Consider the following 14,834-nt stretch of genomic DNA (forward strand, 5'->3'; position numbering starts at 1 on the left):
ACGTCGCACTTGCACCGCGAGCAGCGCGTGCGAGAGGCGCCGGCGAGGTCGTCGCCGGCGCCTCAGCGTGCGAGGAGTGGGTGGGGGATACGCGCTCAGTCGGCGCTCGGCACGATGAGCCCGCTCGTCGCGGTGCGCGCGGCCGTGAAGCGGGCCTCGACATCAGCCCAGTTCACGATCTCCCAGAACGCCTTCACGTAGTCGGCGCGCACGTTCCGGTAGTCGAGGTAGTAGGCGTGCTCCCATACGTCGAGCTGCAGCAGCGGCGTCACCCCGAGCGGCGCGTTGCCCTGCTGGTCGAAGAGCTGGAAGATCACCGGTCGGGCGCCCACGCTGTCCCAGGCGAGCACCGCCCACCCCGAGCCCTGCACGCCGAGCGCGGTCGCGGTGAAGTGGGCGCGGAACGCGTCGAGCGAGCCGAAGCCGTCGACGATCGCCGCAGCCAGCTCGCCCTCGGGGGAGCCGCCGCCGTCTGGCGAGAGGTTCTTCCAGAAGACGCTGTGGTTGATGTGGCCGCCCAGGTTGAAGGCGAGGTCCTTCTCCAGCTTGTTGACGTTCGCGAGGTCGCCGCTCGCGCGAGCCTCGGCGAGCTGCTCGAGCGCGGTGTTCGCACCCGTCACGTAGGCCTGGTGATGCTTGGAGTGGTGCAGTTCCATGATCGTCGCCGAGATGTGCGGCGCGAGCGCGGAGTAGTCGTACGGCAGTTCTGGCAAGGTGTAGGCGGGCATGCGGTGTGCTTCCTTTCGATGTGGTCGCTCGCGGCTGCGAGCGACCGGCGTCGGTGCCGAGTCGGCTTCAGATCTCCGGGGTGTCGTGGTCGAAGCGATGGAACCGCCGGTCGCGGTAGACGAGGGATGGCGCCGACGGACCGAGGAACACCTCGATCACCTCGGCGACGACGAGTGACGAGCTGCCGACGGGGACGGTCTGCAGGATTCGGCAGCGCAACGCGGCTCGAGCGTCATCGAGCACCGGCTCGCCGCTCTCGAGCATCGACCAGCCCTGTTCCGGCGTGAACCGCGGCGCTCCCGAGTGCGCGAATGCGCGTGCGACGTCGACGTGGTGCGCGGCGAGGAAGTGCACGAGGATCGTGTCCGCGGCGAGCAGCGCACCGGCCGACCCGGTCGCCCGTGTCACCGAGAACGACAGGGTCGGTGGATCGAGGGCCACCGAGGCGACGCTCGATGCCGTGAGTCCGACCGGGCCATCGGGTGTGCGGCCGGTGATCAGCGCGATGCCGGCGGGGTGTTCGCGGAAGGCGGCTTTGAATCCGTCGGCGGTGGCCACCGAGTGGCGCGCCGTTGCGGCATCCGTCACGAATGCACCTCTTGCGGTGGCAGTACCGCGATGACGGGGTGGTCGTAGTCGAGCACGCCCGATTTCGCGGCGCCGCCGGGTGAGCCGAGTGCCGGGCCTCCGGCGTGGGAGAGTTCGAAGAATTCGACGTTGGCCTTGTAGTAGTCGGCCCACACGTCGGGCAGGTCGTCTTCGTAGTAGATCGCCTCGACCGGGCAGACCGGTTCGCAGGCGCCGCAGTCGACGCACTCGTCGGGGTGGATGTAGAGCGAACGCTCACCCTCGTAGATGCAGTCGACCGGACACTCGTCGATGCACGCCTTGTCTTTGACGTCGACGCACGGCAGGGCGATCACGTACGTCACCGGTCGGTCACCCGATTCATCACTCGCATAGCTCTACCGTAAAACCTCAAGTAGCCTTGAAGTCAAAACGAGAGGGTACGGATGTCGGAGCATGACGCGCAGGACTCGGAGCAACTGGCGAGCACACGGCACGCACCCGACGAGTTGCTGACCGTCGGGGAGATGAGCCGGCGCACCGGCGTCGCACCATCGGCGCTCCGCTTCTACGAAGACCTCGGCCTCATCGCCTCGCACCGCACCGGCGGAAATCAGCGGCGCTATCCACGGCACATGCTGCGCCGGGTGTCGCTCGTCGTCGTCGCCAAGCGCCTCGGCATCCCGCTCTCAGACGTGCAGTCGGCGTTCGAGAACGTGCCGCTCGACACCACCCCGAGCCACGAAGACTGGCAACGCGCCTCGCGGCGCTGGAAGCGTCGTCTCGAAGAGCGGCGCCTCGGCATCGAGCGGCTCGAGCGCGAGCTCACCGGATGCATCGGCTGCGGATGCCTCTCGATGAAGGCCTGCGGCCTGCTGAACCCCGACGACGCGCTCGGCGACGACGGTGCCGGCCCGCGCCGGCTCGAGACCGACCCGGCAGAAGCCTGAGGATCCCGCCGGCGCGGGTCGACCTCACGCGTTCGGGCGGTGGGTGTTCCGCAACAGCCCGGCTGTCCGCGTCGCGTCGGCCGCGCGGCATCCGTCCCTTCACCGCCCGAGCGCTCGGAGTTCGTCGTCACGCGGCGCGAACACGACGGGGTCGTCGACCCCGTCGAACATCTGCACCGGGCGTGCCGCGTTCCACGGCGCCCAGCCGGGATCACCCGTCTTTGCGAACGCCACCCACGCGTCATGCATCCTGGTCGCGAGCGGCTGCGGCGCGGATGTCCCGGCGAGCGCGATCGAGTCGGGCGTCGCGAGCCCGTCGAACACGAAGCCGAGTTCGATCGCGTGTGCCGCGCCGAGCCTCGCGACCGGGCTGCGCCAGCCGAACTCGTAGACGTGCGTGGAGGCGCCGGCGGCGGCGCGTGCGTCGGCAGCCCGATTCTCGGGGGCGCGCAGCTTGACGTCGGTGAGGATGGCGCCGAAGATCTCGCCGTGCGAGGCACCCGGGCGGTTGGCCCGATACCGGCGGAGCGCAGCCGCAGGGATCTTCGCCACCCGCCGGCCGATCGCGAGCTGGAGGCGACCGATCCTGTCGATCGCCCCGCTCGGCACGAGCCAGAGGCGGTATTCCTCGGTCGTGGTGCCGACCATCAGCGGGATCGCCGCTGCCGCGCCTGCGGAGATGGCTTCCAGGGGAGACGAGGGCACGAGTTCACCGTCGATCGCGATCGCGAATGACGGACCGCCGCCGAGCGGAGACCCGCCCGCGACGACGCGCGCCTGAGCCGCCACGAGCTGATCCGGCGGCACCGCGGCGAACTCAGCCCTGGTCGCGGCGATGCCGATCGTTCGAGCGATGCGCTCGGTGATGCGGCCGGCATCAGCGGGAGTCTGTGCGTCGAGCGGCCCGCTCATGACGATCGCCCGTCGCATCACCTCGCGCGCTGCCGGCGACACCGCGAGGGCTGCGACGGCCGCTCCGCCGGCGGATTGGCCGAACACGGTCACCTGCGCCGGGTCGCCCCCGAACGCTGCGATCTCACGTTGCACCCAGCGGAGTGCTGCGAGCTGATCGTGGAGGCCGAGGTTCAAGGGTGCGCCGTCGAGCACCGAGAACCCCTCAGTGCCGAGACGGTAGTTGACCGCGACGAAGACGATGCCGTCGCGGGCGAAAGCGCTCCCGTCGTACGCGGGCAGCGCATTCGACCCGTGATGGAGCGAGCCGCCGTGCACCCAGACCATGACGGGATACGGGGCACCGTCGCTGCTCGCCGGTGCCCAGATGTTCACGTTGAGGATCTCGTCGCCGGGGATCACCACCGTCGGCAGCAGCTCTCCGAGCGCTCCGGGGTACGCCGATTGCGGCGCCGTCGCACCGAAGGCGGTCGCCTCGCGCACGCCCGCCCACGGCTCGACGGGCTCCGGCAGCCGGAATCGGCGCTCGCCGAAGGGTGCGGCCGCGTACGACACGCCGAGGAAGCGCGTGACGTCGCCGACCGTCTCGCCACGAACCAGTCCGCTCGTCGTCCCGACGATGGGTGCTGCGGCGATGGCGCTCACGCCGGAACCTCCGCTCGAAGTGCGGCGCCGTCGGTCACCGAGCGGCGATGACTGCCGGCGGGCAACGTCACGCGTCGGCCGGCGCGCGGCACGAACTCGATCGGCACCGGCGAGGCGATGGATGCCTCGTCTCCGCGCACCTCGACGGCGACGGTGCCGTGCGGGGTGGGCACCTCGCCCGACGCCCACGCCAGCTCACCGAGCCTCGGTGCGACGCGCACCCGGCCGTAGCCCGGCTCGGCGGGAGCGATGCCGAGCGTGTGCACCAGCACGTCACGGGTGGGTGTCGCAGACCAGCCGTGGGCGAACGAGCCTCCCTCCCAGCATTCGCGGAGCGCGGTCGGGCCGATCTCGAGCAGCGGAGTCCAATCGGCATAGAGGCGCACGAGCTCATCCTGCCCGCCCAGACGGGCGATCGCGTCGTGCACCACCGAACGGAAGAACGGCTGGGCTCCGACCACGCGGGTCTCGGTGTCCCAATCGGGCTCGGCGCGCTCGGAGACCGGCGACCCCGCGGTCGGGCCGAGCTGATCGCTCCCGTGATCGCTCAGTGGGCTCGCCGTGAACATGACGGCGCGGTCGAGCAGCAATTCGCGCACGCGCGACATCCGTTGCTCGGGAACGAGGCCGGCAAGCACCGCGGCGGCCGCCGTGTGTTCGCTCACCGAGGTGCCGAGCCGACCGTCGACGACGTTGTCGCGGTACGCGCCCCGTGCCTCGTCCCAGTAGCCGTCGAAGCCTGCCGCGACGCGCGCGTGCAGGGCCTCCGCCCAGTCGGCCCTGCCGGTGTCGCCGAGCCAGCGGCCGAGTTCGGCGAACTCGAGCAGGCCACGCGCCCAGAGCGCCGTGAGCGCGGCGCTCGATCCGGCGACCTGCACGGGCGACCAATCGATGAGCACCCAGCCGGTCACGTTGTGCAGGAGCCCGTCTGCGGCCTGGAACGGAGTGAACCAGCGCAGCACGCCCTCAGCGGTGCCGAGCAGGGAGCGCACGAGTTCGCGATCGCCGGTGTACTGGGCGAGCGTGTGCACCGAGTGCAGCCAGTGCAACGACCAGTCGGGAATCGTGGGCACCTCGCTCGACGCGAAGTCGCCGGCGGCGGCCATCGGCAGAATCCCATCGGGCCGTGCGCGGGCGAGGAGTCGCGGGCTCCACGCGGCGAGGCCCCAGTCGGCGGTGGTGACGAGGTCGACCGATTGGTGCACGACGGCATCCCCGGTCCACGCGCGCTGCTCGCGCGTGGGGCAGTCGACGTACGCGTCATGCGAGGTGAGGTCGACCGTACGCAACCCGACGGCGACGATGCGGTCGAGCTCGGGATCGCTGGAACGGAACGGGGCGAGCTCCGTGCGCGGACGTCGGAGTTCACGCGCGGCGACGGAGCGGAGGGTCACGGATTCCGCGGCGTCGACCGCGAGCACGAGGTACCGTCCGCCGGCGGTGTCCGACGATGCCCACTCGGTCAGGCCGTCACGCAGCGTCAGGGCGATGGGCGCACAGCTCTCGAGGGCGGCCGGCGCGAGCGCCTCGAGCAGGGCGCCGTGCACGACGTCACCCGCGACGGCCTCGATCGAGAGCTCGACGACGCCGCTGACGATCGCACCGAAGTCGATGACGGCGACCGCTCGGCCCGATGGTGAGGTGCGGGTCGACGTCACCGAGCGATCGTCGCCGTGCAACACGACGGCGAGCGCGTCGGCGAGCGCCGTGTCATCCGTCGCCTCACCGCCGTCGGCGGGCAGCGGATGCCAGGCGATGCCGGCCGGTTCTCGAGAAGCGCTGCTGAGAAGCGGGATCGGGCGCCCGAGGACCGCGCCGTACGGGTCGGTGTTCGGACGGGTTCGGCCGGTCGGGCCGATCACCGCATGCTCGCGCTGCACCACGGCGGCCGGCCAATCGGCGTCGACGTAGCCGGGCAGTTGCCAGCCGTGGTCGGCGGTGCGTGCATCGAACTGTTCGGGAATCTGCGAGACGAGTGTGCCGACGGGCGTGCACGGGGTCCATCCGAGCGCCTCACGAGCCCGCCATTCCGGCCCAGTCGCGGTGAGCACCTCGCCGTCGCCGACGAGTTCGGCGACGAGAGACCCGCCGCCCATGGTGAACGACGCGGGCGAGGGCTCCCACCACGGCACGGCGTACCCGTAGAACCGGGCGAGCACCGCGACGGTGTTCTCACCGGGTACGAGCAGCGCCGTCACGGGGATCGTGTCGTAGTGGAGCTGCCGGCGACCGTGACGCACGGGCCCCCGGCCGACCTCGTGGCCATTCACCCAGGCGATGTACCGGGAGTCGGCCGTGAGCACGAGCTCGGCAGTCGTCGGCATCGTTTCGAGCGAGAAGGTCGCGCGGAACAGCACGCGTTGGTCGAAGCGGCTCGGGTCGAGCCCGCCGAAGGGGGCACCGGGGTCGGGCGCGACGAGCGCCGGCCGGTCGCTCCACACCCATTCGGCCGACCAGTCACGGGGGCGGTCGTCGATCGTGCTCGTCCAGAACGCGGCGGTCATGCATCATCCTTCGGGTCGTCGGTGGGGGAGGAATCGGGTGCGATCCGGCGCGCCGCCAGCTCGGCCACCGCGGTCGCGGCGACCTGTCTCGTCACGGGATAGGCGATGAAGACGAGGCCGCCGAGCGCCACGAGCGCGATCGGCACGAGGGATTGCGCGAGGCGAATTCCGGTCAGCGCGTCTACCGTCTGCTCACCGCCGGCGACGTACCCGCTCGCGGCGAGCACGAATGCGATGAGTGCGCCGCCGATGCCGACCGGCCTTCGAGGCGAATGACGCGAGCGAGGCGAGTGAGGCTTCGGCGCGGTGGCCGCTGCGCCACTCGGTGTAGTCGGTGAGCTCGGCGAGAATCGCGTAGTTCAGCGTCACCGCTCCACCGAACCCGAGTCCGGTGATCGCCAGGCAGACGAGGTAGGCGGCACCCGGCAGCTCCGGCAGGAGTGCGATGCCCGAGAGTCCGATGATCGCGATGACGAGGCTCGCGAGGTAGATCGGCTTGAAGCCGCGTGTGCGCGAGAGCGCAGGGGCGAGCATGCTGCCGACTGCCATCGGCGCGGCCATCGCGATCGCCGCAAGGCTCACGAGGCCGGCGTCACCCGCGTAGTAGGTGAAGAAGAACGGCAGGCACGCCATCATGGCCGCGCTCGCCGCCGACGTCGCGATCTTCGCCACGAGCAGCACCGGCACTGCGCGAGTGCTGAAGAACATGCGACGGATATCACGGGGCGCGTACTGCTCGGCCGCGACGGGTCGCACACGTTCCCGCACGCCGCGCGAGGCGATCGCCGTGAGGGTGAGCGAAGCAACGGCGATCACGAGGATCGTGGCCTGCCAGCCCGGTGCGCCGCCGCCGAACAGGCCCACGAGCGGCAGGGTGATGGCGGTGACGACCGCCGTGCCCACGAGGTAGGTGACCCCCTTGATGCCGGCCAGCTGGCCGCGCGCGCGAGCGTTCGCGGTCATGGCCGGGAGAAGCGAGTTCAGCGGAATGTCCATCGCGTCGAAGGCGAGACCCCAGATGAGGTACGCGACCCAGGTGACGAGCAGCGCGCTCGGGAGCCAGACCGGGGCGAGGAAGAGTGCGACGAAGCTCAGCACCGCGAGCGCACCGCCGACAAGCAGGTAGCCGCGGAAGCGTCCGGTGCGAAGCACGGGAAGGTGATCGACCACGTAGCCCATCACGGGATCGGTGAGGCCGTCGATGATACGGGCGACGAGGAAGAGCACGCCCACCGCGGCCGCGGCGAGTCCCACGATGTCGGTGAGGTAGATCAGCAGGAACGAGCCGATGATCGTGCTCAGCATGATGTTGCCGAAGTTGCCGCCGGCGTAGGCGACCTTCTCGGCGAAGCGGGGGACGGCGAGCGCAGGGGCGGTCGCCACCGGGGGAGCCTGGTCGATGGTCATCGTTGACCCTTTCGTGGGCGTTCGGGTGGGGAGAATTGGCACCATTCACATGTTGTTCCATCGCCATTCGCTCCGATACTGGACAGTCGCAGGAATCTGAGCAACGATCTTGTGATGCATCACAATGAAGCCCCAATGGTCGGTGATCGTCGGGCCGACGAGTGGCTCACCGACGACGGGCCGGTCGTCGCAGCGGTCATCGCGGCGTTCGCTGCGACGAATCCCGAACATCACGGGCACGCCGGTCATTCCATCGCCCCTGACATCGACTGGATCGTCGTGCAGAACATGCGTACCTGCGCAGCCGCGCTTCGTGCGGGCCGGGTTGCGCCGACCCCGGCCGACGACGTGATCGTCGCATCGGCGGCTCGCCGCACGGCGGAAGGCTCTTCGCTCGACGCACTCATCGACGCCTACCATCTCGGGCTCGCCGAGGCGTGGAAGCAATTGGCATCGCACGGGGGGAGCGACGATCTCGATGCCCTCGCCGAGGTGGCCGGCGTCATGTTCGCCTATCTCGGCCATGTCAGCGTGCTCGTCGCCCGCGGGTTCCACGAGGAGACGGCCCGCACGAGCGAGCACGAACGCGACGCCCGCTTCGCGCTGTACTCGGCGCTGCTCGTGGGCGACGGCATCGATGCCGCGGCTCGACGCGCCGGCATCGAGTTGCCCGAGCGATTCCTCGTCCTGAGTTACGAGACCGCGGTCGTCGCCGACGCGACGGACGAACCGAGCGCGGTGACCGAGCGACGGCGCACATTCCGGATGCGCCGAGCGTTGGACGGGTTCGGCTCCGGCCCGGCGCTCGGCGTCGGCGGGTCGCGTGGCGGGGCAGCGCTCATTCCGCTCCGCGAGAACGTGACCGCCGCCGACGTCGAGCGGCTCGTGCTGCGACTCGCGGAAGCGGCCGAAGGGCCCGTCTGGTGCGGGTGGGCGACGGCGTCGCCGCGGGAGGCCGGCACTCGGATGTCGATCGCCGAAGAGGTGTGCGAGCTCGTGCGGCGACTCGGCCGAGCGCCGGGTGCCTACGGTCTCGACGACGTGCTGTTCGAGTTCCACGTCACGCGATCGAGCGCTGCGAGCGAGCGGATCATCGCGCTCGCCGAGTCGTTGCCGCCGCAACTGCTCGAGACGCTCGCCCGATACGTGGACTCGGGATTCGACCGGAGGGCGACGGCCGCGGCGCTGCACATCCACCCGAACACCGTCGACTACCGGCTGGGCCGGATTCAGGCGTTCACGGGAAGAAGCGTCGCCGACGTCCGGGATCGGGAACTGCTCGTGGCAGCGCTGACGATGATCGCCGCCCGAACCGGTTGATGGGCCGGCGGCCTGCGTAGGCTGAGCGCATGCCCGTCGTCCAGGCCACCGTGATCGTGCCCATCGACCCCGCTCTCGCGTTCGCGGTCTCGCAGACCACCGGGGCGGTGCGGTTGCGCTGGGACACCTTCATCCGCGAGCAGTATTTCCTCGATGGCGCCGAGCGGGCGGCCAAGGGCGTGCGCACCGTCACCGTGTCGAAGCGCGGGGCGCGCCTGCTGAGCGAGTACGTCTCGTACCGCCCACCCACCAGCGTCGGCATGCGGGTGCTCGACGCGCCGTGGTTCTTCGAGCGACTCGGCGGCGGATGGCACTTCTCACCGCACGAGAGCGGCACGCTTGCCAGTTGGAAGTACAACTTCGTGTGCCGGCCGGCGATCATTCGTGCCGTCGCCGAATGGATCGGCGTTCGCATGATCCGACGCGACATCGATCGTCGCATCGCCGGTTTCGCTCGAGGCTGCCTCGACCCCGTCGTGGTGGCGGAGGCGCGGCGTCTCCTCGACACCGTCTGAACGACGAAGCGGCCGCCCCGGCGTACTGCCGGGACGGCCGCTCCTCGATCACCGGTGGATCACGCCGTCGTCGCGGTGTCTCGCTTCGGCAGCTTCCAGCCCGGCCGCACGAAGTGGCAGGTGTAGCCGTTCGGGTACTTCTCCAGGTAGTCCTGGTGCTCGGGCTCGGCCTCCCAGAACGGACCGGCGGGGGAGACCTCGGTCGTCGCCGGGCCCGGCCAGAGACCGGATGCGTCGACGTCGGCGATGGTCTCGTATGCGGTGACCTCCTGCTCGTCGCTCGTCGGGAAGATCGCCGAGCGATAGCTCGTGCCGATGTCGTTGCCCTGACGGTTCTTGGTCGACGGGTCGTGGATCTGGAAGAAGAACTCGAGCAGGTCGCGGAACGACTCCGTCTCTGGGTCGAACACGATCTCGATGGCCTCGGCATGGGTGCCGTGGTTGCGGTAGGTCGCGTTCGGCACGTCGCCGCCGGTGTACCCGACTCGAGTGCTCAGCACGCCGGGGCGCTTGCGGATGAGGTCTTCCATGCCCCAGAAACAGCCGCCGGCGAGGATCGCGGTCTCGGTTCGTGTGCTCATCGTGCGTTCTCCTGGTTCTCGAACAGTGCGCGGTATCGACCGTAGCCCGCCTCGTCCAGCTCGGCGAGCGGGACGAAACGCAGGGCAGCGGAGTTCATGCAGTATCGAAGGCCACCGGCATCCGATGGCCCGTCGTCGAAGACGTGCCCGAGGTGGCTGTCGGCGCCGGCCGAGCGCACCTCCACGCGCTTCATGAAGAGCGAGCGGTCGGTCTTCTCGGTCACGGCATCGGGCTCGATCGGCTTCGTGAAACTCGGCCAGCCCGATCGGCTGTCGTACTTCTCGGTCGAGGAGAAGAGCGGTTGCCCCGAGACGACGTCGACGTAGATGCCGGGATCGTGGTTGTTCCAGTACTCGTTGCGGAAGGCGGGCTCGGTGCCGTCCTCCTGCGTGACCTTGTACTGCTGCGGGGTGAGGCTCGCGAGGGCCTCTGGAGTCTTGCGGTACTCGGATGACACGGTTCCTCCTTCATCGGCGCCACTGGCTGCGGCGTCATCAAGGAAAACGACGAAGGTGCCGACTCTGTTCCGGCATTGCGGCCGCCCAGCTGTGGGTTCACTGTGAACGGATGTCGCGGCATTCGCGCATCGAACCCGCCGCGAGCGGGACCGGCGACGAGGCGCATTTGGATGACTTTCACAGGAAAACCTGAGGTTCTGTCCAGAACCTCTCGGCAGACTGGCCCCTTCGCCCGGGCGCCCCCGCTCGTGGATCGTCGATCAAGGAATGCCCAGCGCCGAGCGCCGTGGTGATCCGCCTCGTGAAAGTCATGCAGAACCAGCCTTCATCACTTGAAACCCCTACGCCCGAACGTCGCGAAGCCGAAGCCCTTCGCCGACGGCCACGTCGAAACCGCCCCCTCTGGAGGAGCGCTCCCATCCTCGCCGCCGGAGCGGTCGCCGTCGTCGGCGCCATGGTCGGCACCGGATTCGCAGTGCAGTCCGCCGTTGCCGCGCAGAACGAGAGCATCGCGGCGACGGAGGCCCTGACGGCCGCTGTGAACCCCGACATCGAGCAGCTCGGTTCGCACGCCGGCATCCTCGAGGCCCGAGCAGTCAAAGAGGCGAACGACACGATCTCCGCTGCGCAGGACACACTCGTCGCCGCGCAGGGGAAGGCCGATGCCACCGAGCTGGCGAGCTCGGTCGCCGCACTCGGCAACTATCGACTGCTCGCGCCGGAACGGGTCTTCGAACTCGCCGACCGCACCGAGGCGCACGTCGCCCCCGTGCAGGCGGCCGTCGCCGAAGTCGACCGCGTCGCAGCCGAGCAGGCAGCGGCAGCCGCTGCCGCTGCCGCAGCTGCTGCCGCTGCTGCGGAGGCTGCCGAGGCGTCCGCCGCGCCGTCGACGGGGTCGCGCCCGACCGGGCCGGCGAACCCCAGCGGCGCCCAAGCCATCGCCCGCGATCTCATGGCCTCCTATGGCTGGGGCGACGACCAGTTCGGTTGCCTCGTGTCCCTCTGGGACCGCGAATCGGGTTGGAACGTCTACGCCTCGAACTCCTCGAGCGGTGCGTACGGCATTCCGCAGGCCCTGCCCGGGAGCAAGATGGGCAGCGCAGGCGCCGACTGGCAGACCAACGCCGCGACCCAGATCACCTGGGGGCTCGGCTACATCGCGGGACGCTACGGCTCGCCGTGCGGTGCGTGGGACCACTCGGAGTCCGTCGGCTGGTACTGATCCCAGCCGAATGACGAGCGGCGGTGTCGTCGGGCAGAAGCCCGAGACGCCGCCGTTCGTCTGTCAACCGCCTGCGTGAGGCGTTCGCTCGTCGATAGCCTGTCGTGATGAACACCGAGCACGCGGCGGATCGCGCAAGCACGAAGGAGCCCGCCGACAAGCCGGCCAATGGCGGCTTCACCGGCTTCGTCAAACGGGCGACGGCCTGGCTCCTGGTTCGCAAGCCCGTGCGGGCGTTCCTGCTGTACCAGGAGCACCACGGCGCGATGCTCGCCGACAGTGTCACCTACCGCGTGCTGTTCTCGGTCTTCGCGGGCGTGTTCCTCGGCTTCGCCGTCGCCGGCGTCTGGCTTTCCGGCAATCCCAACGCGCTCGACGCGCTCATCGAAACAGTGGGTGCAGCGATTCCCGGGCTCGTCGGTGATGACGGGCTCATCGCGCCCGAGGACATCGTGCAGCCGGTGAGCCTCACCATCGCCGGGGTCATCGCCCTCGTCGCGCTGGTCGGGGCGGCGATCGGAGCGATCGGATCGCTGCGCGTGGCATTTCGCTCGATCGGCGACCAGCCCGACGACCGATCGTTCTTCCTCTGGTTGCTCCTGCGCGACCTGCTGCTGGCCATCGGCTTCGGTGCGATGCTCGTCGCCGCGGCCGCCGTGACGCTCTTCAGCACCACCGCGCTCGGTACCGTGTTCGACTGGTTCGGCATCTCGTCGCACGACTGGCTGGTCGACGCCAGCACGAGATCCGTCTCGATCGTGGTCATCTTCGCGATCGACACGCTCGTGATCGCCGTGATGTTCCGACTGCTCTCTGGCATGCGCCCGAGCGCCCGCTCGCTGTGGAGTGGGGCGGTGATCGGCGGCGCGGGCCTGACGGTGCTGCAGGTGCTCTCGAGTCTTTTCGTGGGCGGAGCCTCGACCAACCCGCTGCTGGCCTCGTTCGGCTCGCTGATCGCCCTGCTCATCTGGCTGAACCTGTCGAGTCAGGTCATCCTCATCGCCGCGTCCTACATCGTCACCGGTATCGATGAGGAGCAGGACCGCGTGCACGCCCGCCACGGTGCGCCGACGGTCGCGATCCGGCGAATGCAGCATGCCGAGCGCCGGGCGGCGGATGCCTCGGCGGAACTCGCCGATGCACGCGAGGCGGTGCGGCTCGAGCGCTCGGGCGGGTGACGCTGACGACGGCGTCGTCCGGTTACAGCCGGGGGAGCCTGCTCAGCTCGCCGTCACGGTGCTTCCCGGTTCGGCCGGATCACGCTGTCGGGGCCGAGTTCGATGTCGTCGACGTCCATCTCGACCGTGTCGATGTCGACGTGGTGGCTGCGGTCGATCGGGTCGGTCTCGGCATCGAGATCCTCCTCGACCTCGTCGAGTTCATCTTTCGGCAGTTCGGCGCTCAACGGAAGCTCAGAGTCGGTGTACTCGCCACCGACGGGGTTGCCCGGAACAATCGGGTCGGACATGTTCCCTCCGATCAACAGATGCTCGCCGGCAGGTCGCGGCGGGTACCGCCCACGTTAGGCGCGAGCCGACTCGCGGAGAAGGGGATTGACGTGCCCCGTGGAGCGAGATATCGGCACGAGAATCGCCGGCACGCCACAATGGGCAGATGTCGACCGTGCTGCAGTTCGTTCGTTCCGTCGTCTCGCCCCTGACACGCACTCGCCTGTTCCGGTGGGCTGGGCCGAGAGTACTGCCGCCGGTCGAGCGTGTGGTCGCACGACTCTCGGGTGGCCGCGTGCAGCTCAGCGCGCTGCTCGTGCCGTCCCTCGTGCTGCACACCACCGGTGCGAAGTCCGGCGAGCCGCGTGACAGCGCCCTCATGTACACCCCTGACGGTCAGGGGCGAGCGATCGTCGCCGGCACGAGCTTCGCGCGCGATCGGCATCCGGGATGGACGTACAACCTCCTCGCGCACCCCGACGCCGTCATCACGGTGCGCGGCAGACGGATGCCGGTGCGTGCGAGCCTGATCTCCGGTGACGAGCGCGAGGCCGCGTGGGCGCGCATCGAAGCGCAGTGGCCCGGCTACCGCGCCTACGAACGCGAATCCGGCCGCATCGTCCGGCTCTTCCGTCTGCGTCCGGTCGGCGACTCGCACCGTGCGTCGATGTGACGAACCCCGACACGAAGCGATCCGTGCGGCGCCACAGGCCTCACCCAGCCCCGCGGCCTACGCTGGTCGGATGACGCGACGCCCCAGTGAACCGATCTACAGCACGGCGATCGCAGCCGGGCGCGGTCTCTTCGGGTTCTGGCGACTGAAGCGCCACGTCTCGGGCGTCGAGCACGTTCCGGCGACGGGCGGCGCGGTGCTCGCGATGACGCATTTCGGCTATTTCGAGTTCGCGCTCGTGGAGTGGGCGACCTGGCTCGCGAACCGCCGACGCATCCGGTTCATGGCGAAGCAGGGCGCCTTCGACACCCCGGTCGTCGGCTGGCTGCTCCGTGGCATGAAGCACATCTCGGTCGACATGAAGGCCGGTGCGGCTGCCTATGCGAACGCCGTCACCGCACTGCGTCACGGCGAACTGCTCGGTGTGTTCCCCGAGGCGGGCGTCAGCGCCTCCTTCACGGTGCGTGAACTCAAGACGGGGGCGGCGCGCCTCGCCGCCGAAGCCGGGGTGCCGATCATTCCTGTTGCGGTGTGGGGCGGCCACCGGCTGTTCACCAAGGGGCACAAGGTGAAGTTCTTCGAGCGATTCGGCGTCCCCGTGTGCTTCGCGTTCGGGGCGCCGATCGCGGTTGCGCCCGATGAGGATCCGCATACGGTGACGGAACGACTGCGGTCGACGATGCAGGGCCTGGTCGACCGGCTGCAGGCCGAATACCCCGTCGACGGCACCGGCGCATGGTGGCAGCCACGTGCGCTCGGCGGCACTGCGCCGACCCCGGCGGAGGCGGCCGCCGCGGATGCAGCCCGTGACGCGGCTCGTGCTGCGCGTCGCGAGGCGAGCGACACGCGCTGAGGCGTGTGAACCGTCCGTTTCCCACCGCCCCGAGACATCCTCGACTCCG

Annotated in this window: 15 protein-coding genes and 1 pseudogene; 7 read left to right on the plus strand and 9 right to left on the minus strand. The window is 69.7% G+C overall.

Annotated features, from left to right (window positions below; translation table 11 throughout):
* Positions 1 to 95: 95 nt before the first annotated feature.
* The 3 genes from AC6CH0_RS12055 to fdxA all read right to left on the minus strand — a co-directional run bounded on the left by AC6CH0_RS12055 (position 96) and on the right by fdxA (position 1,661).
* Entirely contained in the window at positions 96 to 728 is a 633-nt protein-coding gene (locus AC6CH0_RS12055; protein ID WP_498101179.1) for a superoxide dismutase, read from the minus strand.
* Positions 729 to 795: 67 nt separating this feature from the next.
* Positions 796 to 1,317, minus strand: a complete 522-nt coding sequence (locus tag AC6CH0_RS12060) for a flavin reductase family protein (RefSeq protein WP_498101181.1) — start codon at positions 1,315 to 1,317, stop codon at positions 796 to 798.
* Positions 1,314 to 1,661, minus strand: coding sequence for a ferredoxin (fdxA, locus tag AC6CH0_RS12065; protein ID WP_498101183.1), 348 nt, complete (start codon positions 1,659 to 1,661; stop codon positions 1,314 to 1,316). The genes AC6CH0_RS12060 and fdxA overlap by 4 nt, the downstream gene beginning before the upstream one ends.
* Positions 1,662 to 1,742: 81 nt before the next feature.
* Between fdxA and soxR the strand changes: the two genes are divergently transcribed.
* A complete protein-coding gene (soxR, locus tag AC6CH0_RS12070) occupies positions 1,743 to 2,246 on the plus strand; it encodes a redox-sensitive transcriptional activator SoxR (protein WP_498101185.1) in 504 nt (167 codons plus the stop codon).
* A gap of 99 nt (positions 2,247 to 2,345) precedes the next feature.
* Here the strand turns inward: soxR and AC6CH0_RS12075 are convergent, their stop codons facing one another.
* From AC6CH0_RS12075 to AC6CH0_RS12085, 3 genes and pseudogenes are all read right to left on the minus strand, one after another.
* Complete coding sequence (locus tag AC6CH0_RS12075) at positions 2,346 to 3,803, minus strand: carboxylesterase/lipase family protein (RefSeq protein WP_498101187.1); 1,458 nt, start codon at positions 3,801 to 3,803, stop codon at positions 2,346 to 2,348.
* Positions 3,800 to 6,307: an alpha-L-rhamnosidase-related protein gene (locus AC6CH0_RS12080; RefSeq protein ID WP_498101189.1), complete on the minus strand. Its 2,508-nt coding sequence runs from the start codon at positions 6,305 to 6,307 to the stop codon at positions 3,800 to 3,802. Before AC6CH0_RS12080 ends, AC6CH0_RS12075 begins: the two co-directional genes overlap by 4 nt.
* Positions 6,304 to 7,759, minus strand: a pseudogene (locus tag AC6CH0_RS12085) (MFS transporter). Before AC6CH0_RS12085 ends, AC6CH0_RS12080 begins: the two are co-directional and overlap by 4 nt.
* Before the next feature lie 90 nt (positions 7,760 to 7,849).
* Between AC6CH0_RS12085 and AC6CH0_RS12090 the strand changes: the two are divergent.
* Together AC6CH0_RS12090 and AC6CH0_RS12095 are read left to right on the plus strand one after the other, a co-directional pair.
* The gene (locus AC6CH0_RS12090) at positions 7,850 to 9,034 is read left to right on the plus strand and encodes a PucR family transcriptional regulator (protein ID WP_498101191.1); all 1,185 of its coding nucleotides are present in this window, start codon (positions 7,850 to 7,852) and stop codon (positions 9,032 to 9,034) included.
* A gap of 29 nt (positions 9,035 to 9,063) precedes the next feature.
* The gene (locus AC6CH0_RS12095; RefSeq protein ID WP_498101193.1) at positions 9,064 to 9,549 is read left to right on the plus strand and encodes an SRPBCC family protein; all 486 of its coding nucleotides are present in this window, start codon (positions 9,064 to 9,066) and stop codon (positions 9,547 to 9,549) included.
* Between the two features lie 59 nt (positions 9,550 to 9,608).
* Here AC6CH0_RS12095 and msrA read toward each other — a convergent pair whose 3' ends face one another.
* Both msrA and msrB read right to left on the minus strand, forming a co-directional pair.
* Positions 9,609 to 10,130, minus strand: a complete 522-nt coding sequence (gene msrA, locus AC6CH0_RS12100) for a peptide-methionine (S)-S-oxide reductase MsrA (protein WP_498101195.1) — start codon at positions 10,128 to 10,130, stop codon at positions 9,609 to 9,611.
* Positions 10,127 to 10,588, minus strand: a complete 462-nt coding sequence (gene msrB / locus AC6CH0_RS12105) for a peptide-methionine (R)-S-oxide reductase MsrB (protein WP_498101197.1) — start codon at positions 10,586 to 10,588, stop codon at positions 10,127 to 10,129. Before msrB ends, msrA begins: the two co-directional genes overlap by 4 nt.
* Positions 10,589 to 11,064: 476 nt before the next feature.
* Between msrB and AC6CH0_RS12110 the strand changes: the two genes are divergently transcribed.
* Positions 11,065 to 11,811: an aggregation-promoting factor C-terminal-like domain-containing protein gene (locus tag AC6CH0_RS12110; RefSeq protein WP_498101199.1), complete on the plus strand. Its 747-nt coding sequence runs from the start codon at positions 11,065 to 11,067 to the stop codon at positions 11,809 to 11,811.
* Between the two features lie 107 nt (positions 11,812 to 11,918).
* Positions 11,919 to 12,989, plus strand: coding sequence for a YihY/virulence factor BrkB family protein (locus tag AC6CH0_RS12115; RefSeq protein ID WP_498101201.1), 1,071 nt, complete (start codon positions 11,919 to 11,921; stop codon positions 12,987 to 12,989).
* A gap of 53 nt (positions 12,990 to 13,042) precedes the next feature.
* Here the strand turns inward: AC6CH0_RS12115 and AC6CH0_RS12120 are convergent, their stop codons facing one another.
* Complete coding sequence (locus tag AC6CH0_RS12120; protein WP_498101203.1) at positions 13,043 to 13,279, minus strand: hypothetical protein; 237 nt, start codon at positions 13,277 to 13,279, stop codon at positions 13,043 to 13,045.
* Between the two features lie 146 nt (positions 13,280 to 13,425).
* Here AC6CH0_RS12120 and AC6CH0_RS12125 point away from each other — a divergent pair, with 146 nt between their 5' ends.
* Positions 13,426 to 13,932, plus strand: coding sequence for a nitroreductase family deazaflavin-dependent oxidoreductase (locus AC6CH0_RS12125; protein ID WP_498101205.1), 507 nt, complete (start codon positions 13,426 to 13,428; stop codon positions 13,930 to 13,932).
* A gap of 70 nt (positions 13,933 to 14,002) precedes the next feature.
* Positions 14,003 to 14,785, plus strand: a complete 783-nt coding sequence (locus AC6CH0_RS12130; protein WP_498101207.1) for a lysophospholipid acyltransferase family protein — start codon at positions 14,003 to 14,005, stop codon at positions 14,783 to 14,785.
* Positions 14,786 to 14,834: the final 49 nt, after the last annotated feature.

This window comes from Agromyces sp. GQ35 (assembly GCF_059758475.1).